19 protein-coding genes and 8 pseudogenes are annotated in these 25,447 nt (G+C 58.4%); 6 read left to right on the plus strand and 21 right to left on the minus strand.

The window, feature by feature from the left end; all coding sequences use genetic code 11:
* Positions 1 to 84 precede the first annotated feature (84 nt).
* The 4 genes and pseudogenes from C8024_RS08395 to C8024_RS23190 all read left to right on the plus strand — a co-directional run bounded on the left by C8024_RS08395 (position 85) and on the right by C8024_RS23190 (position 2,480).
* A complete protein-coding gene (locus tag C8024_RS08395) occupies positions 85 to 801 on the plus strand; it encodes a pirin family protein (protein WP_173204065.1) in 717 nt (238 codons plus the stop codon).
* A 91-nt stretch (positions 802 to 892) separates the two neighbouring features.
* Positions 893 to 1,473, plus strand: a pseudogene (locus tag C8024_RS08400) (FMN-dependent NADH-azoreductase).
* A gap of 141 nt (positions 1,474 to 1,614) precedes the next feature.
* Positions 1,615 to 2,028 (plus strand): hypothetical protein, encoded by a 414-nt coding sequence (locus tag C8024_RS08405; protein ID WP_173204067.1) that lies wholly within the window; start codon positions 1,615 to 1,617, stop codon positions 2,026 to 2,028.
* The gene (locus C8024_RS23190; RefSeq protein ID WP_217272087.1) at positions 1,995 to 2,480 is read left to right on the plus strand and encodes a mannan-binding lectin; all 486 of its coding nucleotides are present in this window, start codon (positions 1,995 to 1,997) and stop codon (positions 2,478 to 2,480) included. Before C8024_RS08405 ends, C8024_RS23190 begins: the two co-directional genes overlap by 34 nt.
* A 98-nt stretch (positions 2,481 to 2,578) precedes the next feature.
* Here the strand turns inward: C8024_RS23190 and rpoC are convergent, their stop codons facing one another.
* The 6 genes and pseudogenes from rpoC to C8024_RS22540 form a co-directional block, all read right to left on the minus strand.
* Positions 2,579 to 6,982 (minus strand): DNA-directed RNA polymerase subunit beta', encoded by a 4,404-nt coding sequence (rpoC, locus tag C8024_RS08415; RefSeq protein WP_173204069.1) that lies wholly within the window; start codon positions 6,980 to 6,982, stop codon positions 2,579 to 2,581.
* Positions 6,983 to 7,045: 63 nt separating this feature from the next.
* Positions 7,046 to 11,438, minus strand: a pseudogene (gene rpoB / locus C8024_RS08420) (DNA-directed RNA polymerase subunit beta).
* A 278-nt stretch (positions 11,439 to 11,716) separates the two neighbouring features.
* Complete coding sequence (locus C8024_RS08425) at positions 11,717 to 11,941, minus strand: hypothetical protein (RefSeq protein ID WP_173204071.1); 225 nt, start codon at positions 11,939 to 11,941, stop codon at positions 11,717 to 11,719.
* Between the two features lie 11 nt (positions 11,942 to 11,952).
* Positions 11,953 to 12,804, minus strand: a complete 852-nt coding sequence (locus tag C8024_RS08430; protein WP_173204073.1) for a sulfatase-like hydrolase/transferase — start codon at positions 12,802 to 12,804, stop codon at positions 11,953 to 11,955.
* The gene (locus tag C8024_RS08435; protein ID WP_173204075.1) at positions 12,785 to 13,693 is read right to left on the minus strand and encodes a hypothetical protein; all 909 of its coding nucleotides are present in this window, start codon (positions 13,691 to 13,693) and stop codon (positions 12,785 to 12,787) included. The genes C8024_RS08430 and C8024_RS08435 overlap by 20 nt, the downstream gene beginning before the upstream one ends.
* Positions 13,694 to 13,801: 108 nt before the next feature.
* On the minus strand, positions 13,802 to 14,392 hold the full coding sequence (locus C8024_RS22540) for a TetR/AcrR family transcriptional regulator (RefSeq protein WP_302051607.1): 591 nt from the start codon (positions 14,390 to 14,392) through the stop codon (positions 13,802 to 13,804).
* A gap of 234 nt (positions 14,393 to 14,626) precedes the next feature.
* On the opposite strand from C8024_RS22540, the gene C8024_RS21330 reads away from it, so the two are divergent.
* Positions 14,627 to 15,106, plus strand: a complete 480-nt coding sequence (locus C8024_RS21330; protein ID WP_254305720.1) for a carotenoid oxygenase family protein — start codon at positions 14,627 to 14,629, stop codon at positions 15,104 to 15,106.
* Positions 15,055 to 16,019, plus strand: a pseudogene (locus C8024_RS08445) (carotenoid oxygenase family protein). The gene C8024_RS21330 and the pseudogene C8024_RS08445 overlap by 52 nt, the downstream one beginning before the upstream one ends.
* A gap of 100 nt (positions 16,020 to 16,119) precedes the next feature.
* Here the strand turns inward: C8024_RS08445 and C8024_RS08450 are convergent.
* The 15 genes and pseudogenes from C8024_RS08450 to C8024_RS23200 all read right to left on the minus strand — a co-directional run bounded on the left by C8024_RS08450 (position 16,120) and on the right by C8024_RS23200 (position 25,316).
* Positions 16,120 to 16,566: a hypothetical protein gene (locus C8024_RS08450; RefSeq protein ID WP_367947229.1), complete on the minus strand. Its 447-nt coding sequence runs from the start codon at positions 16,564 to 16,566 to the stop codon at positions 16,120 to 16,122.
* Entirely contained in the window at positions 16,563 to 16,838 is a 276-nt protein-coding gene (locus C8024_RS08455) for a hypothetical protein (RefSeq protein WP_173203969.1), read from the minus strand. The genes C8024_RS08450 and C8024_RS08455 overlap by 4 nt, the downstream gene beginning before the upstream one ends.
* The gene (locus tag C8024_RS08460; protein ID WP_173204079.1) at positions 16,831 to 17,370 is read right to left on the minus strand and encodes an adenine phosphoribosyltransferase; all 540 of its coding nucleotides are present in this window, start codon (positions 17,368 to 17,370) and stop codon (positions 16,831 to 16,833) included. Before C8024_RS08460 ends, C8024_RS08455 begins: the two co-directional genes overlap by 8 nt.
* A gap of 51 nt (positions 17,371 to 17,421) precedes the next feature.
* Positions 17,422 to 17,952, minus strand: coding sequence for a hypothetical protein (locus tag C8024_RS08465; protein ID WP_173204081.1), 531 nt, complete (start codon positions 17,950 to 17,952; stop codon positions 17,422 to 17,424).
* A gap of 220 nt (positions 17,953 to 18,172) precedes the next feature.
* Positions 18,173 to 18,546, minus strand: a pseudogene (rplL, locus tag C8024_RS08470) (50S ribosomal protein L7/L12).
* Between the two features lie 42 nt (positions 18,547 to 18,588).
* Positions 18,589 to 19,100: pseudogene (rplJ, locus tag C8024_RS08475) on the minus strand (50S ribosomal protein L10).
* A gap of 568 nt (positions 19,101 to 19,668) precedes the next feature.
* The gene (locus tag C8024_RS23195) at positions 19,669 to 20,241 is read right to left on the minus strand and encodes a GFA family protein (RefSeq protein WP_367947234.1); all 573 of its coding nucleotides are present in this window, start codon (positions 20,239 to 20,241) and stop codon (positions 19,669 to 19,671) included.
* Positions 20,130 to 20,909 carry a transglutaminase family protein gene (locus tag C8024_RS08485; RefSeq protein WP_173204118.1) on the minus strand — a complete coding sequence of 260 codons (780 nt, stop codon included), beginning with the start codon at positions 20,907 to 20,909 and terminating at the stop codon, positions 20,130 to 20,132. The genes C8024_RS23195 and C8024_RS08485 overlap by 112 nt, the downstream gene beginning before the upstream one ends.
* A 109-nt stretch (positions 20,910 to 21,018) precedes the next feature.
* Positions 21,019 to 21,718, minus strand: a pseudogene (rplA, locus tag C8024_RS08490) (50S ribosomal protein L1).
* 4 nt (positions 21,719 to 21,722) lie between these two features.
* Entirely contained in the window at positions 21,723 to 22,154 is a 432-nt protein-coding gene (rplK, locus tag C8024_RS08495; protein WP_100092806.1) for a 50S ribosomal protein L11, read from the minus strand.
* A 171-nt stretch (positions 22,155 to 22,325) separates the two neighbouring features.
* Entirely contained in the window at positions 22,326 to 22,862 is a 537-nt protein-coding gene (gene nusG / locus C8024_RS08500) for a transcription termination/antitermination protein NusG (RefSeq protein WP_173204083.1), read from the minus strand.
* Positions 22,863 to 22,892: 30 nt separating this feature from the next.
* Positions 22,893 to 23,085: pseudogene (gene secE, locus C8024_RS08505) on the minus strand (preprotein translocase subunit SecE).
* Between the two features lie 144 nt (positions 23,086 to 23,229).
* Positions 23,230 to 23,805 carry a DsbA family protein gene (locus C8024_RS08510; RefSeq protein ID WP_173204086.1) on the minus strand — a complete coding sequence of 192 codons (576 nt, stop codon included), beginning with the start codon at positions 23,803 to 23,805 and terminating at the stop codon, positions 23,230 to 23,232.
* Positions 23,799 to 24,095, minus strand: a pseudogene (locus C8024_RS20160) (DsbA family protein); the annotation flags it as partial. The pseudogene C8024_RS20160 and the gene C8024_RS08510, both read right to left, overlap by 7 nt.
* 429 nt (positions 24,096 to 24,524) lie before the next feature.
* Entirely contained in the window at positions 24,525 to 25,316 is a 792-nt protein-coding gene (locus tag C8024_RS23200; RefSeq protein ID WP_217272091.1) for a phytanoyl-CoA dioxygenase family protein, read from the minus strand.
* Between the last annotated feature and the right edge of the window lie 131 nt (positions 25,317 to 25,447).

Below are 25,447 nucleotides of genomic sequence, written 5' to 3' on the forward strand. Positions count from 1 at the left end.
TCGGCTATTTCCGAAACACTGAGGTCGCCCTATCTCTTTCTCAAGCAGAGCGGAAACAAGGCCCGCTCGAACAGGAGAAATACAATGATGGAGAAACGAGAGTTCAAGGATCTGGCCCATGTCGACCATGAATGGCTGGAGGCCCGGCATCATTTTTCATTCGGCAATTATTGGGACCCGGCCCGCATGGGCTTCGGCCCGATCCGGGTGTGGAATGATGACGAGATCAAGCCGAAGACCGGATTTCCGATGCACGGCCACAAGGATATGGAAATCATCACCTATGTCCGCGAAGGGGCGATTACCCACCGCGACAATATGGGCAATGAAGGCCGTACCGAAGCTGGCGATGTCCAGGTGATGAGCGCCGGCACTGGCGTGATGCACAGCGAATATAATCTGGAGGACGACCAGACCCGTCTGTTCCAGATCTGGATCGAGCCCCGTGCAGCCGGCGGAGCGCCGCGCTGGGATGCGAAAGCCTTTCCCAGAGGCGACCGTTCCGGTCAGCTGGAAATCCTCGCCAGCGGTTTCGAGGAGGACATCAAGGGTGGTGCGCTGATGATAGGGGCGGATGCCCGCCTCTATGGTGCCACGCTTGGCGAAGGAACGACGATCGAGCACCAGATTGCCGATGGCGCCCATGTCTATCTGGTCGGTTCCACCGGTCAGGTCCGGGTCAATGGCGAACTGGTCGGTCCTCGCGATTCCCTCGCGATCCGGGACGTCTCGTCGCTGCAGATCGAAGCAATTGACAAGGCCGAATTTGTCTTTGTCGAAGCGTGGGAGCCCCAAGACTAACTCCCCGCGCCCGGAGGGACGCTCACAATCCCCTGACCCCTAGAGCGTCCCTCCAATTTCCCCGTCCATTCCATAGCAAAGGAACAATGTCATGACCCAGTCCAAGAATATCCTCCGCGTAGATGCCAGTGCCCGCAAAGCCGGCTCATCCTCCCGTGCCCTCACCGACGCCGTGATCGCAAGGCTGGCGCCGGACAATATTGTCACCCGTGATCTCTCCGAAGCTTTGCCCTTCGTGACAGAAGATTGGGTAGGCGCGAACTTCACCGATGAAAGTGCACGAACCGAAGGCCAAAAGGCCGAACTGGCCCTGTCGGATAGGCTGGTCGACGAACTTGTCGCAGCCGATACGCTGGTAATTGGCACGCCGATTTACAATTTTACCGTGCCGGCGGCGCTCAAGGCATGGATCGACCTTATCGCCCGCGCCCGCAAGACCTTCCACTATACCGCCAATGGTCCCGAAGGCTGCTGAAAGACAAGAAGGCCTATGTGCTGATTGCATCGGGCGGCACTGAAGTGGGCAGCGAGATCGACTTTGCCTCCGGCTATCTGCGTCATATTCTCGGTTTTGTCGGCATCACCGACGTGACGATTATCGCTGCTGACCAGCAGATGATGAAGGGCGAGGCGGCGCTCGACCAGGCGCTCGGACAAGTCGCTTCGATCTGATCGGCTTGCCGACCAGCAAAATCACATAGTCCGCCGGCCAACCGCCGGCGGACTTTTCGTTAAATATGGAAAGAACCATGGCAACCATGGCCGTATTGTGCCAACCTTATCCCGGGTCGCGCCAAAAATAATGGGGAATCCATGAAATTATTAAACAGAGCGGTGGCAATGGGCCTGACCGTTGCCGCGCTGGGCCCGACGTCCCTGATCTTTTCCGAAGCAGCAGTCGCGCAACGGCAGCAGCAGGGCGTGAATGGCTATAATGTGTCGGAAGTGCGGTTCAACGGCGGGCTGTTTCGGGAAACCGGGAGAGGGCACTGGACCGAATATGGTGCTGACGGCCGTGTGAAATTTACCTTCAACGAAACCGGCCGCGATGACTGGTCGGTCTATCTCAACGATCCTTCACGCAGCGTGCAGTTGCAGATCGATATCCACCGCAAGTGGATTCGCCTTGGCGACAACGGAGGTCCCAAGCGCGATTTTTATCCGATCGTCAGCGCCTATCGCAACGAGGGCGCGTGCGTTCGCCGTCGCCGGCTCCACGCGCCGTGACCAACGGCCGCAATGTCAAACAGGTGTTCTTCTCTGGCGGCAGCTTCAGACAGACCGGACCGCGGCGCTGGGCCGAATTTAACGATCGGGGGCAGGCCACGTTCCGTTTCACGGAAACCGGGCGTGATCAATGGTCGGTCTATCTGAATGACAGCTCACGCAATGTCCAATTGCAGTTGGATCTGCATCGCCAGTGGGTCGGCTATGGCCAGAACGGTGGTTCCAAGTCCGATCTGTACCGGATCACATCGACATCACGGCAAGGCACGGCGTCCCGTCCGGCTCCACCTCCGGCCAGTCGAACACGCGATGTGAATGCCGGACCAATCTGGAACCAGCAGGATGCACGCAGGAAATGTCCGGCCGTCGCCGCATCGCAGGGTGGCGAGTGGACCGGCCAGTGGCGGACCACTGTGCAAGGCAAGATGTCGGTCTGCGAGATCAGATTCTAGCGGACAGAAATGTTCGCGCCGGTCTCACCAACATGAAAAAGGCCCCGCTGGAGATAATCCGGCGGGGCCTTTTTTCATTCGCTTTCAGACGGGTAAGACTATTCGTCTTTGTCTTCGTCGCTCTGGGCGGCTTCGGTATCGCTTGCCTCGATGCCTTCACCCATGGTTTTCGCCATGTGGGAATCGCCGGTAGCGGCTTCATCGCCCTGGGCCAGTTCGGCTGCATGCTGTTCCTCGGAGCTATCCGCAGCAATCAGGGCTTCCTCGACCGGAGCTTCGCCGAACACATCCGCCGCAGTTGGCTCTGCATCGGCAGCCGGAGCGGTCGCCGCAGCATTGGCCACTTCTTCCGCCTTCAGATCAGCCGCAGCCTGCATTGCATCCAGCATTTTCTGCTGCTGCGCCCGCAGGGCTGCATCGCGGCTGGTTGCCGCAATACGCGCGCGGTTCATGCCCGCACCGGTACCGGCCGGGATCAGGCGACCAACGATCACGTTCTCCTTGAGACCGATCAGCTGATCCTTCTTGCCCTCGACAGCCGCCTGGGTAAGCACCCGGGTGGTTTCCTGGAAAGAAGCCGCAGAGATGAAGCTGCGCGTCTGCAGGCTCGCCTTGGTGATACCGAGGAGAACCGGCTTGCCGGCAGCAGGTTCCTGCTTCTTGGTCAGCTTGGCGTTATATTCCAGCATCTCTTCGAGATCGACCTGTTCGCCCGGCAGCAGCGTCGTATCGCCGCCATTGGTGATTTCAACTTTCTGCAGCATTTGACGAACGATCGTTTCAATGTGCTTGTCGTTGATTTTCACGCCCTGCAGACGATAGACTTCCTGGATTTCCGAAACGAGATATTCGGCCAGCGCCTCAACCCCGAGAACTTCCAGAATGTCATGCGGGTCCGGAGAACCGGAGACCAGGTTGTCGCCCTTCTTGACGAAATCGCCTTCCTGCACGTCGATGACTTTCGTCTTCGGCACCAGATATTCGACTGGTTCGCCTTCTTCCGGAACAATCGCGATCTTGCGTTTCGCTTTATAGTCGCGAACGAATTCAATCCGTCCGTCGATCTTGGCGATGATCGAATTGTCCTTCGGAATGCGCGCTTCGAACAGCTCGGCCACACGGGGCAGACCACCGGTAATGTCGCGGGTCTTCGCAGCTTCGCGAGAGACACGCGCCAGCACGTCACCGGCAGCAACCTTGGCACCGTCTTCGACGGACAGGGTTGCACCATTGGCGAGCATGTAGCGGCCAGCTTCTCCGCTATTCTCATCCAGCAGGGTGAGGCGCGGGCGAAGGTCTTCCTTATTGGCTCCACGGCCGGAAGCGCGATATTCGGTGATCACACGCTGTGCGATACCGGTGGCTTCATCGGTCTGTTCGGTCATCGTCTTGCCTTCGATGACGTCCTGGAACTTGATGACACCCGGCTTCTCGGTGATCATCGGCATGGTGAACGGATCCCATTCGGCCAGACGATCGCCCAGTTTCACCTTGGCGCCATCCTTGACCAGCACGCTGGTACCATAAGGCACCTTGTCGGCAGACCGTTCGCGACCGTCATTGTCGATCACGGCGATGATGCCGCTACGCGCCAGCGAGAGGAAACGACCGTTCTTGTCCTCGATAACCGGCATGTCGCGATATTCGACAACACCTTCTGCCACCGATTCCAGATTGGACTGCTCGTTGAGCTGTGCCGCGCCGCCGATGTGGAAGGTCCGCATCGTCAGCTGCGTGCCCGGCTCACCGATCGATTGGGCCGCAATAACGCCAACCGCTTCACCGATATTCACCGGTGTACCGCGGGCAAGGTCACGACCGTAGCAGGTGCCGCAGACGCCCATCTTGGATTCGCAGACCAGCGGCGAGCGAATGCGCGCGGACTGGATGCCGAGCTCCTCGATCACCAATATGGCGGCTTCGTCCAGCAGGGTGCCGGCCTTGATCACGACGCTGTCGTCTTTGCTGTCGACAATATCTTCGGCCATGGTCCGGCCAAGGATACGTTCGCCAAGCGAAGCGATGACCGAACCGCCCTGGACGATGGCTTTCATCTCCAGCGCATTTTCGGTGCCGCAATCTTCCTCGACGATCGTGCAATCCTGCGAAACGTCAACCAGACGACGGGTCAGATAACCCGAGTTGGCCGTTTTCAACGCCGTATCCGCAAGACCCTTACGGGCACCGTGGGTGGAGTTGAAATATTCCAGAACCGTCAGGCCTTCCTTAAAGTTCGAGATAATCGGTGTTTCAATAATCTCGCCGGAAGGTTTCGCCATCAGGCCGCGCATGCCGCCCAGCTGCTTCATCTGGGCTGGCGAACCACGGGCGCCGGAGTGGCTCATCATGTAGATCGCGTTGATCTCGCGTTCGCGGCCATGTTCGTCCTCTGGCGTCGCGGCCAGCTCGTCCATCATCGCGTTCGCAACCGTGTCACCACAGCGGGACCAGGCGTCGATCACCTTGTTATATTTTTCCTGCTGGGTGATCAGACCATCCTGATATTGCTGCTCATAGTCAGCCACCAGGGTGCGGGTTTCCTCAACCGTTGCATCCTTGGAATCCGGAATGATCATGTCGTCCTTGCCGAAGGAAATGCCGGCGCGGCAAGCGTGGCGGAAACCAAGGCCCATGATCGCATCGGCGAACAGGACGGTGTCTTTCTGACCGGTGTGACGATAGACTTGGTCAATCACGTCGCCGACTTCTTTCTTGGTCAGCAAGCGGTTGACGATGTCGAACGGCACCAGATGCGATTTCGGCAGACATTCGGCGATCAGCAGACGGCCCGGCGTGGTTTCGAAACGCTTGAGGATGGGGTTGCCTTCCTCGTCGGTTTGCGGAACCCGGGTGGTGATCTTGGAGTGCAGGGTCACCGCACCGATTTCCAGAGCCTGATGCACTTCGGCCATGTCGGCCAGCATCATGCCTTCGCCCGGCTCGCCTTTGCGATCCATTGTCAGATAATAGATACCGAGAACCATATCCTGCGAAGGAACGATGATCGGCTTGCCGTTGGCTGGCGACAGGATGTTGTTGGTCGACATCATCAGCACGCGCGCTTCCAGCTGGGCCTCGAGGCTCAGCGGAACGTGGACCGCCATCTGGTCACCGTCAAAGTCGGCGTTGAAGGCGGAGCAGACCAGCGGGTGAAGCTGGATGGCTTTACCTTCGATCAATACCGGCTCGAATGCCTGGATGCCGAGACGGTGAAGCGTCGGTGCGCGGTTCAGCATCACCGGATGTTCGCGGATCACTTCCTCAAGAATGTCCCAGACTTCCTTGCGCTCTTTTTCGACCCATTTCTTGGCCTGCTTGAGCGTCATCGAAAGGCCCTTGGCATCAAGCCGCGCGTAGATGAACGGCTTGAACAGCTCGAGAGCCATTTTCTTTGGCAGACCGCACTGGTGCAGTTTCAGCTCAGGACCGGTCACGATAACCGAACGGCCGGAATAGTCGACGCGCTTGCCGAGAAGATTCTGGCGGAAACGGCCCTGCTTGCCCTTGAGCATGTCGGACAGGGATTTCAGCGGACGCTTGTTGGCACCGGTGATGGTCCGGCCACGACGGCCATTGTCGAACAAAGCGTCGACCGATTCCTGAAGCATGCGCTTCTCGTTACGGACGATGATGTCCGGCGCGCGGAGCTCCATCAGGCGCTTCAGACGGTTGTTCCGGTTGATCACGCGACGATAGAGATCGTTGAGATCGGAGGTCGCGAAACGGCCGCCATCCAGAGGTACCAGCGGGCGCAGCTCGGGTGGAATCACGGGAATGATTTCGAGGATCATCCATTCCGGCTTGTTGCCCGAATCGATGAAGCTTTCGACCACTTTCAGGCGCTTTATGATCTTCTTGGGCTTCAGCGTCGACTTGGTCGTCCGCAGCTCTTCCATCAGATCGTCGCGTTCCTGCTTCAGGTCCAGGTCCTGCAGCATGATCTTGACCGCTTCTGCGCCGATGCCGGCGGAGAACGCGTCTTCACCATATTCATCCTGCGCTTCGAGCATTTCGTCTTCGGTCAGCAGCTGGAATTTTTCCAGAGCCGTCAAACCGGGTTCGATAACCACATAGCTTTCGAAATAGAGCACGCGCTCCAGCTGCTTGAGCTGCATGTCGAGCAGCAGGCCGATGCGCGACGGCAGCGATTTCAGGAACCAGATATGGGCGACCGGAGCAGCAAGGTCGATATGACCCATGCGTTCGCGGCGAACCTTGGTTACCGTGACTTCGACACCGCATTTTTCGCAGACGATGCCCTTGTATTTCATGCGCTTGTACTTGCCGCACAGGCATTCGTAATCCTTTACCGGACCGAAGATACGCGCGCAGAACAGGCCATCACGTTCCGGCTTGAAGGTCCGGTAGTTGATGGTTTCAGGCTTCTTAATTTCGCCAAAGGACCAGCTGCGGATACGCTCTGGCGAGGCAAGGCCAATCTGGATCTGGTCAAATGTTTCCGGTTTTGCGATCGGATTTGCAAAATTTGTTACTTGATTCATGTCTTAATTCCTCTTGGGCTTTCGCCCCAAATTTGAAATGCTGCGTGGTGTGAAACTAGCGCTTCACTCCGCCGCTATCGCAATCCCGTCGTCGTCTTCATCATCTTCGTCACCAAAGCTGGAGAGTTGGATGTTGAGGCCGAGCGACCGCATTTCCTTGACCAGAACATTGAAGCTTTCCGGAACGCCGGCTTCGAACGTATCGTCACCCTTGACGATCGCTTCGTAAACCTTGGTCCGGCCGATCACGTCATCGGACTTGACCGTCAGCATTTCCTGCAGCGTGTAAGCCGCGCCGTAAGCCTGCAGTGCCCAGACTTCCATTTCCCCGAAACGCTGTCCGCCGAACTGGGCTTTACCGCCGAGAGGCTGCTGCGTGACAAGGCTGTAGGGGCCAATCGAACGGGCGTGGATCTTGTCGTCGACCAGATGGTGCAGTTTGAGCATGTAGATATAGCCCACGGTCACCTTGCGGTCGAACTTGTCGCCGGTCCGTCCATCATAGAGATTGACCTGACCGCTGCGATCCAGACCTGCCAGTTCGAGCATGTCGGAAATATCGCTTTCATGCGCACCGTCAAATACCGGTGTGCCCATCGGAACACCGTGACGCAGATGACCGACCATTTCAACGATCTCGGAAGTGTCACGGCTGTCGATATCTTCGTGATATTGTTCGCCGTAAATGACCTTGAGCCGCTCCTTGACCGCATCCGGTGGCGGTGCTGCCTGTGGATCGGGGTTGGCAAGCTTCCATTCTTCCAGAGCTTCGGTGACCTGCTGGCCCAGACCACGTGCGGCCCAGCCCAGATGCGTTTCGAAAATCTGTCCGACGTTCATTCGCGAAGGCACACCCAGCGGGTTGAGCACGATGTCAACCGGTGTACCGTCTTCGAGGAACGGCATGTCTTCCTGCGGCAGAATCCGGGAGATAACCCCCTTGTTACCGTGACGGCCGGCCATTTTGTCGCCCGGTTGCAGCTTGCGCTTCACCGCGACAAAGACCTTGACCATTTTCAATACGCCAGGCGCCAGTTCGTCACCGCGTTCCAGCTTCTCGCGACGGTCTTCGAACCGTTCGTTGATCAGCTTGATCGCTTCGTCATATTGCTGACGGGTGGCTTCGAAATCGGACTGAACCTGATCATCCTTGACGGCGATCTTCCACCAGTCGACCTGTTCCAGTTCGGACAGGCTTTCCTCGGTGATCGTCGCACCCTTCTTCATCGGCTTGGGCGCGGAAGTCGCGGTCTGGCCGATCAGCATGTCTTTCAGCGTGTTGAAAGTTGCACGGTTGAGAATGGCGCGTTCGTCGTCGCGATCCTTGGTAAAGCGACCGATTTCCTCGCGTTCGATCGCCAGCGCACGTTCGTCCTTGTCGATGCCGTGGCGGTTGAAGACACGGACTTCGACGACCGTGCCGGCAACGCCCGGCGGCAGGCGCAGGGAGGTATCACGCACGTCGGACGCTTTTTCACCGAAGATGGCGCGGAGGAGTTTCTCTTCCGGCGTCATCGGCGATTCGCCCTTGGGCGTGATCTTGCCGACGAGAATATCGCCAGGCTCGATTTCCGCACCGATATAGACAATGCCTGCTTCGTCGAGATTGCGCAGCGCTTCCTCGCCGACATTCGGAATGTCGCGGGTGATGTCTTCGGGGCCAAGCTTGGTATCGCGGGCCATGACTTCAAATTCTTCGATGTGGATCGAGGTGAAGACGTCGTCTTTCACGATCCGTTCGGAGATGAGGATACTATCCTCGTAGTTGTAGCCATTCCAGGGCATGAAAGCGACGAGGCTGTTCTTGCCGAGTGCCAGTTCGCCCATGTCTGTGGACGGACCGTCGGCGATCGTGTCGCCCTGCTGGACGATTTCGCCGACCTTCACCAGCGGACGCTGGTTGATGCAGGTGTTCTGGTTGGACCGCTGGAATTTCTGCAGCGTGTAGATGTCGACACCGGATTTGCCGGCTTCGACAGCGCCCGATGCGCGGATGACGATACGGGTGGCGTCCACCTGATCGACGATGCCGGCGCGGCGGGCCGCGATGGCTGCGCCAGAGTCGCGGGCCACGGTTTCTTCCATGCCGGTTCCGACAAACGGTGCTTCGGCTTTCACCAGAGGCACAGCCTGACGTTGCATGTTCGATCCCATGAGCGCGCGGTTGGCGTCATCGTTTTCCAGGAAAGGAATGAGCGAGGCAGCAACCGAAACCAGCTGTTTCGGGCTGACGTCCATCAGCGTGATGATGTCGCGCGGCGCCATCAGGAATTCGCCAGCCTGACGCGAGGAAACGATTTCTTCGACGAAGCTGCCGTCTTCGGTCAGCTCGGCATTTGCCTGGGCCACGGTGTGCTTCTGCTCTTCCATGGCGGAAAGATAGACAACGTCATTGGTGACCTTGTTGTCCACGACTTTCCGGTATGGCGTTTCGATAAAGCCGTACTGGTTGACGCGGCTGAACGATGCCAGCGAGTTGATCAGACCGATGTTCGGCCTTCCGGCGTTTCAATCGGGCAGATACGGCCATAATGGGTCGGGTGAACGTCGCGGACTTCAAAGCCGGCCCGTTCACGGGTCAGACCACCGGGGCCCAAGGCTGATACGCGGCGTTTATGGGTGACTTCCGAAAGCGGATTGGTCTGATCCATGAACTGCGACAGCTGCGAGGAGCCGAAGAATTCGCGAACGGTAGCAACCGCAGGCTTCGCGTTGATCAGATCGTTCGGCATCACGGTGGATACGTCGACGCTGCTCATGCGCTCCTTGACGGCGCGCTCCATGCGGAGAAGGCCGACGCGATACTGGTTTTCCAGCAGCTCGCCAACCGAACGGACACGCCGGTTGCCGAGATTATCGATGTCATCGACTTCGCCCTTGCCGTCTTTCAGATCGACGAGGGTTTTGACAACGGCGAGAATGTCTTCCTTGCGCAGGATCGTATAATCAGCAGGCGCATCCAGCTCGAGACGCATGTTGAGTTTGACACGGCCCACGGCGGACAGGTCATAGCGTTCCGGATCGAAGAACAGGCCTTCGAAAAGAGCTTCTGCGGTTTCGCGCGTTGGCGGTTCGCCAGGACGCATGACGCGGTAGATGTCGGACAGGGCGCCGTCGCGGTCTTCGGCCTTGTCGACCTTCAGCGTGTTGCGGATCCATGGACCGGTTGTGACATGGTCGATGTCGAGCAGTTCGAGCGCGTCGATGCCGGCACCGTCAATCTTCTCGAGATTTTCGGCGGTCACTTCGTCGCCGCTTCGATGTAAATCTCGCCGGTTTTCTCGTTGATCAGGTCAAAGGCGCTGTAGCGACCGAAAATTTCCTCGGTCGGGATGACGATGTTTTTCATGCCATCGGATTCGGCTTTCTTGGCAGCGCGCGGGGTGATCTTGGTCGCCGCTTCAAAAACGACTTCTCCGCTCTGCGCGTCGACAATGTCAAAGGTCGGCTTGATGCCGCGCCATTGTTCGGCGACGAAAGGAATGGTCCAGCCGTCTTTCGCGCGCTTGTAAACGATGCGCTCGTAGAACAGGTTGAGGATATCTTCTTCCGAATAGCCCTGCTTGACGATCTTGACGATTTCGGCGCTCTTGGTGCGGCCTTCGTCTTCAATCTTGCCGCCGTTGAATTCGATCGCGCCCATGGGTTCGCGGATCGTGATCAGATTGCCGTCAATCTCGAGAATTTCGGCAGGCTGTTTCATGCCGCTGACACGAACCATCTCGCCGACCTTGAAATCAGGCTTCTTCTCTTTGACTTCCAGAATCGCGTCACCCAGCGAACGCAGCAATGCGGTCACCGGCAGCTTGCGCTTGCGGTCGATACGGACGTTGACGATATCTTTGGCGTCAAATTCAAAGTCGAGCCAGCTGCCGCGGTATGGAATAACGCGGGCGGCGAAGAGGAATTTGCCGGACGAGTGGGTCTTGCCGCGGTCATGGTCAAACAGCACACCGGGCGAACGGTGCATCTGGCTGACGATAACGCGCTCGGTGCCGTTGATGACGAACGTGCCGTTCTTGGTCATCAGAGGCATGTCGCCCATATAAACGTCTTGTTCTTTGATATCGAGAACCGAGCGTGCTTCTGTTTCGGGGTCGACCTCGAACACGATCAGGCGAAGGGTCACCTTCATCGGCGCGGCATAGGTGATGCCCCGCTGACGGCATTCCTCGACATTATATTTGGGATCTTCGAGCTGATAGTTGACGAAGTCCATTTCGGCGGTGCCGGCAAAATCGCGGATCGGAAAAACGCTGCGCAGCGTCTTTTCGAGGCCGGAGACATATCCGATCGAAGGATCCGAACGCAGGAACTGCTCATATGATTCGCGCTGAACCTCGATGAGATTCGGCATTTCGATGACTTCGTGGATGTCGCCGAAGATCTTGCGAATACGCTTCTTGCGGGTGGGGGTCGGAGCCGTCGTTTTGACCGAAGCTGCTTGGGTAGCCATATAGTTTTGCCTTCTCGCCATCGCCGGAAAACCGGCGGAAAATCAAAATGTGGAGGCGCTTCAAGACAACAAAAGCCGCATGTCTCCCGAAGCGGGAAACTGCAGCTTTTTAGCGTCCTGAAAACCGTGCAAATTTCATTTCTTCTGGCGCGCCGCGCGACTGCACGCCCTGTCTCGAAATCTGTGGTGAGCGCGGGATATAGGGAGATAGCGGCTTTGGGTCAAGAGGCGTGTCCGAGATTGGCGTGCCGGAGACACCGACATTGTGGCGGTTGCGCTCAATCGCGCTTCGGATCGCTCCGGTTCTGCCATCTTGCCGATCCCCAGACGCGGATCAGCCGGTCGACGCGGTCCCTGAAAGCTCCGGTCAGGTCGCCGGCGCCGGCGCATTGTTTCTTTTCGACCATACAGGCCTCGCCGGTGTCGAGCCGCAGCGAAGTAAGCGTCGAGGCGCCTTCGGCGATGCCGATCTGTGTCGGCCGTTCGAGGTCGCCGACCGTCATCAGCACGGGTTTTACCGGGATCTCCGGTTTTGGCCCTTGAGCAGCGACAATATGATGGCGCGATAGTCGCTCATGCCAATCGGGCCGCTGGCCTCAACGCCCGGGCGGTTGGTGACCAGAAAGGTGCCATATTGGCGAATGTTGATATTGTGGCCATGGCCGAGAAATCCGTCCTCGAACAGGTCTTCGCCATGGTCGCCGGTAACGACAACCACGCTGTCCTCCCACAGGCCGTCCCGCTTCAGGCGGGAAACCAGAATGCCAAGTTGCTGGTCGGAATAGTGGACCGCGTTCCAGTAGGTCCGCTGCAGCCGGTCCCGGTTACCGGCGTTGATCTCGGGCCGGGGCAGGGGCCTGTCGGTCAGTTTGACGGGCATTCCCTCGTGAAAATAGGGGAAATGCGGAGACTGGAAATTGAAATAGAGAAATTGCGGTTGCTGCCATTTCGCGGGCTGCCGATATTCTTCGGCAAAGGCTTTCAGCAGATGTTTCTCGTCGACCAGGATCGAACCCTGGGCACCATTGCCGAAAGCGCGCAGATGTTTCAACTTCTCGCCATCGATAAAGATATCGGCATTCTCGCGCATGCCGACGGTCTCCGAAATATCACCGAAATCTTCCGGCTGCCCGGAAAAGACAGCGATTTCATAGCCGCTGGACTTGAGTTCGCGGAACAGCGAGGGCGATCCGTCTGCCGGTTGCAGGGCCCCGCCAAACAGCGATTTGAGCGATGCGGTGGTAAAGCCGACATGGCTGAAAGCCGGAGAGACAAGGCTGCCGGATTCGGCAATGGATTCGAGATTGGGCGCAACCGGCTTGCCATCGATGCGCTTGCCAATCACGTCATAGCGCGCGCTCTCCATGACGATCAGGATCAGATGTGGACGTTTGCCCGTTATCAGGGGGCCGGCGGTTGCGTTGGCATGGGCGCCAGTTCCAGATCGCCGCCATAGCCATCCTCATCGATTCCGTTCCCAGGGATATCCAGCGCCAGCGGATAGCGGGCGCTGTTGAACGGATGCCGGTCCGGCATGCTGGAGACCCAGCCATAGCCGTCACGGTCAAAGTCGGTAATCTGGTTGGCTGCCTGCGTGAACAGCCCCCAGGCGAGCGTGCGGTTGAGACCATTTTCACATCGGCTGATGCCGCCGGCACCGCGATCGCCAGCAGAAGCGTCGAGACGAATGCAAGCATGGCCCGGCGGCCATGCGCCGGCCATGGTAAATGTCCGGCGCGCACCGGATATTTGCGCGACAGCAGGCGGAACAGGAAAATATAGGCGCACAGGCCGACAAACAGTGCGGCGAGGCCGAGCACAATCTCGTTCGAGGCAAATAGCAGCGCATCGGTCAGACTGCCGCCGCCGAGATTGGCCATCAGTGCGAAACTCATCGTGTCGCTGAAATATTGGTGCAGCTGGAAAGTAAGAGCGAGCAGCAGGACATAGGTTCCCCCTGCAATCGTCACCAGCAGGAACAACGGAGGCCAGGACCTCCGGCTGCGGAACAGCCGGACGATGATCCACCAGATGCCGAAAAGCAGCAACGCCATCGCAGAGAAATAGCCGGCAAGGAAGATCATGCGCTCGGTCAGCGTGTCGACCGCCTGCGACTGGCCGAAACCACCGGTGAAAAGTCCGTATTTGCGGTCGGCTAGGGCGAGCTCGAGCGCTGCAAGCACCCCCATCAGCCCGAGAATTATTCCGGTATAGAGCTTGGCCGGCAAGTCACCTTTGGTGAAGAAATCTCTCATCCGCCTGTTTCTTGATCCCCGCCTCTTGTCCGGGGTGGAGGCCTAGCAGAATCAGGTAAAAGGCAGGTTAAGCACAGGAAGGCCGGCCTTGGCGTTTGTCGCTGGCGTTCAGCAGTCGCCGAAATCCTTCATCAGCACCACCTTGCGCACCATCTCGGGATCGTAGGCCACCTGCCCGTCGAGGATCAGCATGGCGAGACCGTGGACCAGCGACCATGCGTGAAGAGCGGCAGCCGCCCGCTGGTCCTTCGGCATATCGTCCGGCATGGTTGCGGCGATGCCGGCGCGCAGCTGGTAAAAGGCCTCGCCCATCGCGGTAGGATCATCGGCAGCCAGATCGACCTGGCCGACGCGGTTGTAGATCAGTCGCAACAGGGCGGGGTGTTCGACCGCCCATTTGACATAGGTTACGCCGACTTCGCCGAAACCGTCGCGGCCGCCGCCGGCTTTCGCGGCCGCCTCTGCCTGGTTCCCGCCGAGCCGGTTGAGGCCCTCCAGCGCCAGCGCATCCAGCAGGGCATCCTTGTTGGGAAAATGCCGGTAAAGCGCGGTGGCCGAGACCCCGAGATCGCGGGCAAGGGCACGCAGGCCAAGATCCGGTTGCTCCTGATTTTCCAGTCGCTCCATCCCCAATTGCAGCGCCGCAGCGCGCAGATCCCCGTGATGATAGGGCCCGCTCACTGGAAGGATTGGAAGCATGTTCCACCTTCCGCCACTCTTATGTTGACACTGTTATCATTGTCGGTCATGTTAACAGCATAAACATTGCGACTCGGTTTGCCAAGCTGGAAGAGAGGATATTGCCAATGATGCACGCAATTTCCTTTGCATGGTCCAAATCGTCTGTCGCCGACTGACAGCTGTTTCAACCCGGAAGGAAATATCCATGGCCTCTGTAATTGAAAAACTATCCGTGCCGCCGTTACGCCCGTCATGGGCGCCGTGTCGAGCTTCAACCGCAAGCGGCTGGAAAAGCCCGAGGGCGGGCATCCCTATCTGACTGGTGTGCACAAGCCGATGACCGAAGAGGTGACGCTGGCGGACCTGGACGTAGACGGCGAAATCCCGGCCCAGCTTGACGGTCGCTACCTGCGGATCGGGCCCAATCCGGTCCAGGCACCGGACGAGGCGAGCTACCACTGGTTCACCGGTGACGGCATGGCCCACGGCATCCGGATTGCCGGTGGCAAGGCGGAATGGTATCGCAACCGCTGGATCCGGTCGAACAAGGTGAGCGATGCGCTGGGCGAAGAGCGCAAGCCGGGCACCCGCAAACCGCGCACCGATAATGCCAATACCAATATCGTCGGCATCAACGGCCGGACCTTCGCGATCGTCGAAGCGGGGGATTTCCGGTGGAAATGTCTGCAGAACTGGACACAATTGCGCATAATCCGTTCGATAATACACTGAATCACGCCTTTTCCGCCCATCCCCATCTCGATCCGGCCACCGGCGAGATGCACGCCATCTGCTATGACGCGCCGGTGATGGACAAGGTCTGGCATGTGGTGCTGGACAAGGACGGGAAGGTCCGCCGCGAGGAACCGATTCCGGTGCGCCAGGGGCCATCAATCCACGATTGCCAGATTACCGAAAATCATGTGCTGGTTTTCGATCTGCCGGCGACTTTCTCGATGAAGCGGATGCTCGCCGGATTCGAATTCCCCTATGACTGGAATCCCGACCATGGCGCGCGTGTCGGTCTGTGCCCGCGCGATGGTCTGGGCATGGAAACCATCTGGTGCGAGCTGGACGAGCCCTGCTACGTCTATCATCCTGCCAATGCCTTCGAAACCGCCGACGGCAAGGTGATTGTCGATGTTGTGGTGCACGAAAGCACCTACGCACGAACAACCTTCGGTCCGGGCGGCGAATGGTCACGGCTGGAACGCTGGACCGTCGATCCGGTGAGCAAGAAAGTCGACCGCAAGATTCTGGACGACCGGGCGCAGGAATTCCCGCGCTATGACGAGCGGAAAACGATGCAGCCCTATCGCTATATCTACGATATCGCGCTGGCGGGCCGTCCCGATGAACTGGACATGGCGGGCACCGAATTGTTCAAACATGATCTGGAAGAGGGCAGCAAGCTGGTGCGCGACTTCGGTCCGGATCGCCACCCTGGAGAATTTGTGTTCGTGCCCCGCTCGCCGGATGCGGCCGAGGACGAGGGCTGGCTGATCGGTTTGGTGATCGATGCGGCGCAGGAAAAACCGAATTGCACATCCTTAACGCGGATGATTTTGTTGGCGAGCCGCAGGCGGTGATCCATCTGCCGCATCGCATCCCGCCTGGGTTCCACGGCAACTGGGTGGCGGGCTAGGTTTTCCTGCTGCTGGAGTTCCGCCTGTAGCGGTCCTTCGACGAGCTCCGGACGAACGGAATGGGTCGTCAATTGACCGGTTCAGGGCGAACGGGTCTGGCTACAGCAATTCTATAAACCGCGCTGCCTCGCTGGCGGCGCGGTTAGCGGTCCTTTCGAGATTGGCGTGAAAGTCGCCGGAACTGTCGCTGTTGGCGCCGTCGGTTACTGCCTTGATCCCGGCCCAGGGGATGTCGAGCAGCGTGGCAATCTGGGCGACAGCTGCGGTCTCCATGTCGACCAGATCGGCCTGCAAGACATCGCGCAAATAGCCTGAGCGATCGGGGCATTTGACGAAACAGTCGGCGGTGGCGATGCGGGCATGAGGAAGGTCGAACCCATTTGGCTGGGCTAGTGCTGCAAACGGAGACCAGTCGGCCGGGCCAATCGGCCATGCGCCCGCATCATAGTGGGTAAAGCCTTCATGGTCGCCAAATCTTTCCAGCGTGCCATAGTCGGCTTGCAGGCTTTGGTGCAGATAGAAACAGTCCCCGTCTATGTCGCTCACCTGTCCCGCTGTTCCGATAACAAGGAATAGATCCGGTTTGAAATGCTGCCGCAAAACATCGCGGCAGCACCTGCATGGACCTTGCCGATACCCGAACACATGATCGCAAGCTTGGCCGCGACCTTGTTCAATCTTGGATGATCGACCGTCCGGTAATCGCCGAAAGGGCTGCCATGCCTGGCAGCGTTGTGACCGCGCAGAAACGCATCGGCTTCATCTTGGACGCCGGTTATGACCGCTATTCGATCAATCTGGGGTTGGAGATCAATCACCGGCAAAGACCATCAGGGTCATTGGCTTTACCCCTGCGGCGGCAAGGTTCTCCGCGCCGCCGAGATCGGGCAGGTCGACAATGAACAGTGCCCGTTCGACCACGGCACCCTGGCCACGGAGCAACTCCACGCCCGCCATGGCGGTGCCGCCGGTGGCCAGCAGATCGTCGACCAGCAGCACCCGCTGTCCTGGCCGGATCGCGTCGTCGTGCATCTCGATCCGGTCCGTGCCATATTCCAGCGCATAGTCGATGCTCACCGATTTTCCGGGAAGCTTGCCCGGCTTGCGCAGCATCACCTTGCCCTTGCCGAGCGCATAGGACATTGCCGCCGAAACGATGAAGCCGCGCGCCTCTATACCGGCGATCAGGTCGAAACTGTCGGGGTCGACCAGCGCAATCATCCGGTCGATGGTCTGACGAAAGGCAGGGCCGTCGAGCAGCAGCGTGGATACGTCGCGAAACTGGATACCCGGTTTCGGATAGTCGGCTATCGTGCGCACCAGCGCGGCGAGATCTTCATTGTCGGTCATGCGCGGGAGTCTAGAGCGGCGCGAGGCCTCTGCAAGGAAAAAGGCGCGCGTTCAGATTTTCATCGCGTAGCGCCGGCGGGGATCGCCTTTTGCCAGATAGCGCGACACGAAAAACATCGCGACCGCCAGGATCGCCAGATTGGTGGCGATGAAGCTCAGCCAGAATTGGGCAGGGGTCAATGTGTTGACGAGGCCGAAGCGGGGATTGGTCGAAAGCTGGCTGACGCCGGCCATCAGCAACCCTGCATAAGAGAAAGGGAAGCGGATCTGGTGATTGCGCAGCCATGCCGGATCGCGCGTCCTGCGCCATTTGAACAGGGCGAAAATCCCGACAAAGGCGCTGACTCCGCCAACCAGGATGAACAGGTGGAAAAAGCCCCAGCCGCTGTCGCCAAATTCCAGCACCGTTGCCGGCACGAATATGACTATACCGGTGGTAACCATCATCGCGGTGACATAGACGCAGGCCCAGAACCGGTGGCGCCTGTCACCCTTGGGCAGCGAGAATACGACCATCCCGGTGACAATCGCGACGACAGCAGCGATCACATGAATTTGAATGAGTAGCGGAAATGTGAACATCCGGTGCCTCCGATCCTGGTCGAAACCAATATCGCCCAGAATATACCGGTGCACCATTTTAGTCAAAGCTGGGAAGGGAAGTGTCCACCCTGTAGATTGTCGCTGACAGGAGCGAGTGCCGGCGCCCGGCGGTCAAACCCCGGGACGGCCTGCCCAAAATAAAAAAAGGGGCGGCTCCCGAACCGGAAGCCGCCCCAAATTTTGCAATAAACCGTCAGGCTTATTTGAGTTCGACGGTACCGCCGGCTGCTTCGATCTTCGCTTTGATTTCTTCAGCTTCGGCTTTGGCAACGCCTTCCTTGATGGCTTTAGGCGCGCCTTCGACGAGGGCTTTGGCATCGGTGAGGCCCAGAGCGGTAATCGCACGGACTTCTTTAATCACCTGGATTTTCTTGCCGCCGTCGCCGGTCAGGATTACGTCAAATTCGGTCTGCTCTTCAGCAGCTTCGCCGCCGCCTGCAGCAGCAGGACCAGCAACAGCAACTGCAGCAGCAGCGGAAACGCCCCACTCTTCTTCCAGTGCTTGGACAGTTCAGCCGCTTCCATGACGGTGAGTTTCGAAAGTTCTTCGACCAGTTTTGCAATATCAGCCATTTTAAATACGCTCCAATTTTCTAAATATTTGAGAAGTTAAATTCATTCACCCGTAGCAGCATAAGCGCTGGTTACGCGTGCAACACTGGTCGCCGGCTCGACGAGAACCCGTGCGATCTTGGTTGCTGGTGCCTGAAGCAGGCCAACAATCGTTCCGCGCAGTTCGTCAAGCGAAGGCATGGATGCCAGTGATTTGACGCCAGCTTCGTCGAGAAGGGTGTCGCCCATTGCGCCGCCAACGATTTCCAAACGGTCGTTGGTTTTTGCAAATTCCACTGCGATTTTTGCAGCGGCCACCGGATCATCCGATGTGGCAAGCGCGACCGGCCCCGTCAGCATATCTGCTATAGGGGCATAGTCGGTACCTTCCAGAGCCAGCTTGGCAAGGCGGTTTTAGAGACTTTGAAGCTTGCGCCTTCGTCCCGCATTTTCGTCCGCAGCGCCGTTGATTGCGCGACAGTCAGACCCAGGTTGCGTGTCACCACGACCACCCCGGCCTCTTTGAAAAGTGCGTTCAGAGCGGCAACCGCTTCGATCTTTTGACCACGATCCATATTTTGCTCCTTCACGTGGATGGGGGCCGAAACCCACATCCGATTCAAGTTATCGTCATCCTGAACTTGTTTCAGGACCCCGGGAGGCAATGTGCGTCCCCGAGAGATGCTGAAACAAGTTCAGCATGACGAGCGAAAGGACTGATCGAAACCAATCCTGTATAATCCGAAGGGGGGGTTTTGGCCGCTCTGCCGCGTTAGAAAACGCTGGCTGCGTGCCCGTGTGTCTCCACACGAAAAACTGATCCCCGTCTAGGCTGGAAATTAAGAGGGCCAAATTACCCTCACCGGCTGTCTCGGACGGAAATTGTGATTCTTTTGACGGAAGCACAATTTGTAGGGGAGCCATTAACGGGATTCTCCGCAATGTCAATGTTCCGCTGCGATTTTGCGGCGTGCCTATTCCCCTCTCCCGTGAGGGAGAGGGATGTGGAGACTTGGCAACTTGTTGCCTAGTCGTAGCTGGGTGAGGGTGTTCCGGGCCGTCGAGGGCAGAACACCTCATCCAACTGCGCCTAATCCGCTACGCGAATAAGGCTTCGTATCCTTCTCCCTCGCGGGAGAAGGTTTACCGATCCCGCTGCAGCACCCCCGCTTCAATCTCGTAATAGTCCCCCTTGTCGGCGACGAAGATATGGCTCCAGATTTTCGTGCCGGTCGGCTGGTCGAGACAGCCCATGGCGATGGCGATCTTATCGTGGTGGATCGGGTCCCAGAACAGGAAGGACCCGCAGGTGTCGCAGAAGCCGCGGCGGACTTTTTCCGAGGATTGATACCAGCGGATATGGTCTTCGCCCTGGATGGTGACGGCGCTGGTCGGCACGTCGATCGAGGCCCAGTAATGGCCGGACTGCTTGCGGCACTGGCTGCAGTGGCAGGCGTCGGCCTCGGGCAGGTCACCGGCGACTTCGATCTGGATGGCGCCGCAGAGGCAGGAACCTTGTGCATATTTTCCTCCCGCGAGTTGTTCGGGAGCAATATTACCGGAAAACGGGTGCGCTTTGAAAGCCGGAAATTGCGGGTCGCGGCTCAGATGCGTCTTACGTCCACTTTCTGCTCGACCATTTGCATGCTGCCGAAGGCCGTCAGGAAAGAGACGTCGGTGGCGTCGCGGCCGATGCCGATGACCGCCATATCCGATGCCTGCGCCATGCCGGTGGGGTCGATCAGGTGCCAGCGGCCGTCGAGAAATATTTCGGCTACGGCGTGGAAATCCTGCGGGCGGACGTCGGGCGCATAAGTGCTGGCAAAGCGGGCCGGGATATTGGCGGCGCGGGCCATGCTGATCAATATATGGGCATAGTCGCGGCACACGCCCTTGCGCGCGTCAAAGCTTTGCCGGGCGTTGCTGTTGGCATTGTCGACATCCGAGCCATAGGTCATGGTCTGCCCGATATAATCGGCCATCGCCGACACGAGCGGGCCGCCGGTCAGGCCGGGAAATTCTCCGGCCACCAGTTCGTCAAAGGCATGGACCGAGCAATAGAGCGAGTTGAACAGATAAGGCACGGCCTGGCCGGGCAAGTCATTCAGCGCGGTCGCGGGCAGGGTGGCAAAATCCGGGGTGGCCCGATCGATCGCGACCTGCGCGGCATAGGAGACGGTGAGCTGTTCCTGCTGCGTGGTCCACAATCTTGTGCCGATACCGTCATGGGCCGGGACCACCGCTTGGCTGTTGGCCGGTCCGATATGGATGTCCGTGCGGGTGAGTGTCTGGTCGGGTGTCGCCGCCGCCTCGAGCTGGACCAATATCGTGCAGGGCGCGGGCAGGCGGTAGCTGAGGTCCGCGCTGATCTGCAAGTGGGTCATGTCGGTCCTTCTAAAATTATCGCGCATGAAAAAAGGCCGGGATCGCGCCCGGCCTTTTTCTATAAGCTTTGTGTATCATCCCTGCTCGCGCCGGGATGGGCCATATCAATCAGGCGCCTTCGATCTCGCCGAGATCGATTTTCAGGCCCGGGCCCATGGTCGTGCTTAGACCGACCTTGCGGACATATTTGCCCTTGGCGCCGGCTGGCTTTGCCTTGATCACGGTGTTGACCAGCGCATCGAAATTCTTGCGCAGATCGGCTTCGGAGAAGCTGACCTTGCCAATGCCGTTGTGGATGATACCCGCTTTTTCGACGCGATATTCGATCTGGCCGCCCTTGGCATCCTTGACCGCTTGCGCAACATTCGGGGTAACCGTGCCGAGTTTCGGGTTCGGCATCAGGCCTTTTGGACCCAGAACCTTACCGAGACGGCCGACAACGCCCATCATGTCCGGGGTTGCGATGATGCGATCATAGTTGAGATCGCCGCCCTGCATGGCTTCCATCAGGTCTTCGGCACCAACCGTGTCAGCGCCCGCTTCCCGGGCTTCGTCCGCTTTCGCATCCTTGGCAAATACTGCAACCCGGGCGGTCTTGCCGGTTCCGGCTGGCAGCGAGACCACGCCGCGGACCATCTGGTCGGCGTGGCGGGGATCAACGCCGAGATTGATCGCGACGTCGAGCGTCTCGTCAAATTTCGAGTCGGCAGCCAAGCCTTTCAGCGTCTTGATAGCTTCATCGATGCTGTACAGTTTTCGCGATCGACTTTCTCGTTGATCGCCTGCATTTTTTGGAGAGTTTCGCCATGTTCTTATCCCTCCACCACATCTACGCCCATCGAGCGTGCGGTGCCTGAAATGATTTTCATAGCCTGGTCAATGCTGTTGGCATTGAGGTCGGCCATTTTCGTTTCGGCGATTTCCTTGATCTGCGAAGCCTTGATCGACCCGCCGGAAGTCTTGCCCGGTTCGCTCGAACCCTTTTTCAGCTTGGCAAGCTTCTTGATCAGATAGCTGGCCGGAGGCGTCTTGGTTTCGAAGGTAAAGCTGCGATCGCCATAGACCGTGATCTTGGTCGGGATCGGCGTGCCTTTTTCAAGCTTGTCCGTAGCCGCGTTAAACGCCTTACAGAATTCCATGATATTAACGCCGCGCTGACCCAGTGCAGGGCCGATTGGCGGGGATGGATTTGCAATACCGGCTGGTACTTGCAAATTGATATAACCATCAATTTTCTTAGCCATTTGGCAGTCCTTTCATTCTTTCGGTCCTTCGACAAGCTCGGGATGAGCGGGTCTCCGAAACCTCAAATTAAGCGGTCAGACAGAAGCCGAAACTTCCTCCCGCGGTGGTATTCGGCAGCTGAAAGCCACCAAATTCTGTTGTGCTCCGGACTTGGGTCCGAAGCATGAAAACTAGCTGATCAGGTCGACTTCGCCGAAGTCCAGTTCGACCGGGGTTGCGCGACCAAAGATGGACACGGAAACCTTGACCTTGTTCTTGTCGAAATCCAGTTCCTCGACAATGCCGTTGAAGCTGTTGAACGGGCCGGATTTGACCTTGACCTCGTCGCCGATTTCATAAGCGACCGTGATCCGTTCTTTCGGAGCGTTGGCGGCTTCTTCCTTGGTGTTGAGAATGCGGGCCGCTTCGGCTTCGCTGATCGCCTGCGGCTTGCCGCTGCTGCCGAGAAAGCCGGTTACCTTGGGCTGGTTCTTGACCAGGTGATAGACATCATCGGTCATTTGCAGCTTGGCCAGAACATAGCCGGGGAAGAATTTCCGCTCCGACTGGATCTTCTTGCCGCGCTTGACTTCGGTGATGGTCTCGGTCGGGACTTCGATATCCTCGACCAGCTCGGTCAGGCCAAGACGCTTGGCGTCCGCCTCAATGGCTTCCTTGACCTTGTGTTCAAAGCCCGAATAAGCGTGAATGATGTACCAGCGTGCCATGCGAATAACCTAAAAAACTGAGTGGGGCGCTTAGGCAAGGCTGAGGAGCCAGGCCACGATCCCGTTAAAACCGAATCAACGCCGAGAAAAACAGACCAAGAATGGTGGTCATGATCAGCACGAGGATCGCCGTACGGACGGTCTCGGGCCATGTCGGCCAGACGACCTTGTTGGTCTCGGCCTTGACCTGATTCATGAATTCGCCTGGATTGACTTTCGCCATGCTTGATTCCCTAAAATTTCTCGCCGGTTTCCACATAAACTCCGGGTGTCAGTCATTTGACTGTGTTCGGATATATGCATGGTTTCGGAAAGAACCAGCCCTTTATACCCAGATTCCCGGATTCGCAAGAAAAAGAACCGGATTTTACCGGACGGTCGCCGCTTTGATCAGCGAGCCGATCCACGGGAGATGCTCGCGGCCGACAAATAGCTGGTCTGCAATGACATAGGAAGGCGATTCGAAAATGCCGGATTCTTCTGCCTCGGCGCGGATGGAATCCAGCGTTTCACGGGCCGACTGCATGTCGGGAAGAGCAAGGTTCACATCTGACAACAGGCCCGCGACCACCGCCTCGTCATCAAGGTCCGCCTGATCCGTCCAATAGGCATCAAAGGCGGCGCGGAGAAACGGCACCGGGTCACCGTCCAGCCCGGCCAAGGCGGCAAGAGCAGCACCGCTACCCGCCGGAGCCTGAGCGAAATGCATCTCCCGCCCCTGAACCGCAGCATAATGCAAATGGGTGTCGCGCCGGGCGATGGCGCGGACGCGGCGATGGCGCTCGCCGACCGTCTCGTCGGCCTGTTCTTCGGGGATCACAAAGGGGCGGACCGCAAAAGGCCGCCAGTCGACCGGAACGCCGGTGTCCTGCGCCAGAGCCAGTGTCGGTTCTAACGCAAGGAAGGAAGCCGGCGATTTGAAATCGATGAAGACCTTCAGCATGGCAATGCCTCCGCGCCATCAATTTCGTAAGCGATGTCGGGCGCCGGACCTTTGCGGCCCTGCAGGTGCCAGCGGACATAAGGGAGATGTTCACGGCCAAACAGGATGGTGCCGTCAAAGACATAGGTCGGCACGCCGTAAATCCCGCTCGGGTGGAGCTGCGTTTGCAGAGCGTCATGCTGCGCACGACCCTCGCCGTTGACGAAAGCCGCAAAGCCGGTCGAGTCGATACCGGCCTGTTCCAGGCAGGCCTCGACCACCGCAACATCCTCGATATCAAGCTCCCGCCGCCAGAAGGCGGATAGACCGCTTCAAAATAGTCACCCAGGCGGTCACGGTCCGTCTGCATCGCCCAGAATATACCGATGTTGGGGATCGACGAGTCCCAGATTTTCTCGGTGCCTTTGAGCATCAGGCCCTGACGCTCGGCATAGCGGCGGGCATCGCGATAGCCATATTTGATGCCCACCCACTGGCTGGCGCTGCGGGTGCTTTCGACGACCTTGCCCCCGCTTTTACGCGCCGACCCCAGATAGCTGGGGATATCGAGCGTCAGCGGCCGCCAGTCGAAACGCATGCCGAGCGCTTTTTCCAGTGCCAGCGTCGGCCGGATCGCCACAAAAGCATAGGGACTCTTGATGTCGACATAGACGATCAGTGGCGCGTCGCTTTTCAGGGCTTTCATAATGGTCTCCCTTCGAGGGCAGTTCAGATCTGCGTCAAAACCCTGCCCGGGTGCATGCCGTCAACATAGCCCATGAAGGGTGGGTGGATATTGTAACCCAATAGTTCCTGCACCCGCTTCGGGAGGCGCGCAACTTTTCGGGGGAGACCGCGAGCAATTGCTGTTCCAGCGGACGGCACCAGCCCTTGCAGAATTGCGGCGTCACGATCAGGCGTTGGTCGCCCGAACTGTTGGCGCCGCCGCGATGCCACAAGGTCCCCTTGGCGATCATTAGCGAACCGGCTGGCATGGTCGCCTTGATCATGTCGGGATGGCCATCATCTGCACCTGTCTTCTTGTCAATGACACCGGTCTGGAAGTCGGAGCCGCGATTGGCGCCCACCGGCTGTTCGGCGCCCCATTTGTGGCTGCCAGGGATGATTTCGGTGGCACCATTGGTCTCGGTCGTGTCGCTGATCGACCAGAAAGTCGAAAGGCTGAGCGGATCGCGCGGCCGGGCCAGACCGCAATGGCTGTCATCGAAATGCCAGGCTGGACGGTTTCGCCGGGATGCAGGTTGATCGCCAGACAGGCATAGAGCAGACAGCTTTTGCCAAGCTCCCGCTCGGCAAAGGCCAGTTGCAGGGGATGGGAGATCAGGTCGGCAAAGACCGGATCCTTGTCGAGCATACCGTAGATGCGGTTGGACCGGTCGCCCTCGAAATTGTTGCGGCCGCGGATATCGGCATCGATCCAGGGTTTGAGCGCCGCGCGCTGCTGTTCCAGCTGTTCGGAGCTCAGGACATCGGGGAAGATGACATAGCCTTCCTCCTGATACTGGTCCCAGGCATCGTCAAAACTGCGGCCATGCAAGTAGCGGCTCAGATCTTCTGCCGCTGTTTCGATCTCGCTCGCTATAGTCATCGATCCGCTCCGTATTTTGCTTATGGAGCCTGTCTAGCGACTATTTGAATTGAA

The sequence above is a fragment of the Sphingopyxis sp. BSNA05 genome (assembly GCF_013265645.1).
GTDB lineage: Bacteria > Pseudomonadota > Alphaproteobacteria > Sphingomonadales > Sphingomonadaceae > Parasphingorhabdus.

Bases quoted from the DNA above. Each gene is read 5' to 3' on its own strand.
- C8024_RS08510 (WP_173204086.1), bottom strand. From the start codon at position 23,805: ATGCTGAAGGTCTTCATCGATTTCAAATCGCCGGCTTCCTTCCTTGCG.
- C8024_RS08465 (WP_173204081.1), bottom strand. From the start codon at position 17,952: ATGTTCACATTTCCGCTACTCATTCAAATTCATGTGATCGCTGCTGTC.
- C8024_RS08395 (WP_173204065.1), top strand. From the start codon at position 85: ATGATGGAGAAACGAGAGTTCAAGGATCTGGCCCATGTCGACCATGAA.
- C8024_RS08425 (WP_173204071.1), bottom strand. From the start codon at position 11,941: ATGACGGTCGGCGACCTCGAACGGCCGACACAGATCGGCATCGCCGAA.
- C8024_RS22540 (WP_302051607.1), bottom strand. From the start codon at position 14,392: ATGCTTCCAATCCTTCCAGTGAGCGGGCCCTATCATCACGGGGATCTG.
- C8024_RS08430 (WP_173204073.1), bottom strand. From the start codon at position 12,804: ATGGAGAGCGCGCGCTATGACGTGATTGGCAAGCGCATCGATGGCAAG.
- C8024_RS08485 (WP_173204118.1), bottom strand. From the start codon at position 20,909: ATGACCCACTTGCAGATCAGCGCGGACCTCAGCTACCGCCTGCCCGCG.
- nusG (WP_173204083.1), bottom strand. From the start codon at position 22,862: ATGGCACGCTGGTACATCATTCACGCTTATTCGGGCTTTGAACACAAG.
- C8024_RS08435 (WP_173204075.1), bottom strand. From the start codon at position 13,693: ATGAGAGATTTCTTCACCAAAGGTGACTTGCCGGCCAAGCTCTATACC.
- C8024_RS08460 (WP_173204079.1), bottom strand. From the start codon at position 17,370: ATGACCGACAATGAAGATCTCGCCGCGCTGGTGCGCACGATAGCCGAC.
- rplK (WP_100092806.1), bottom strand. From the start codon at position 22,154: ATGGCTAAGAAAATTGATGGTTATATCAATTTGCAAGTACCAGCCGGT.
- C8024_RS21330 (WP_254305720.1), top strand. From the start codon at position 14,627: ATGGGCGCCGTGTCGAGCTTCAACCGCAAGCGGCTGGAAAAGCCCGAG.
- rpoC (WP_173204069.1), bottom strand. From the start codon at position 6,982: ATGAATCAAGTAACAAATTTTGCAAATCCGATCGCAAAACCGGAAACA.
- C8024_RS08405 (WP_173204067.1), top strand. From the start codon at position 1,615: ATGAAATTATTAAACAGAGCGGTGGCAATGGGCCTGACCGTTGCCGCG.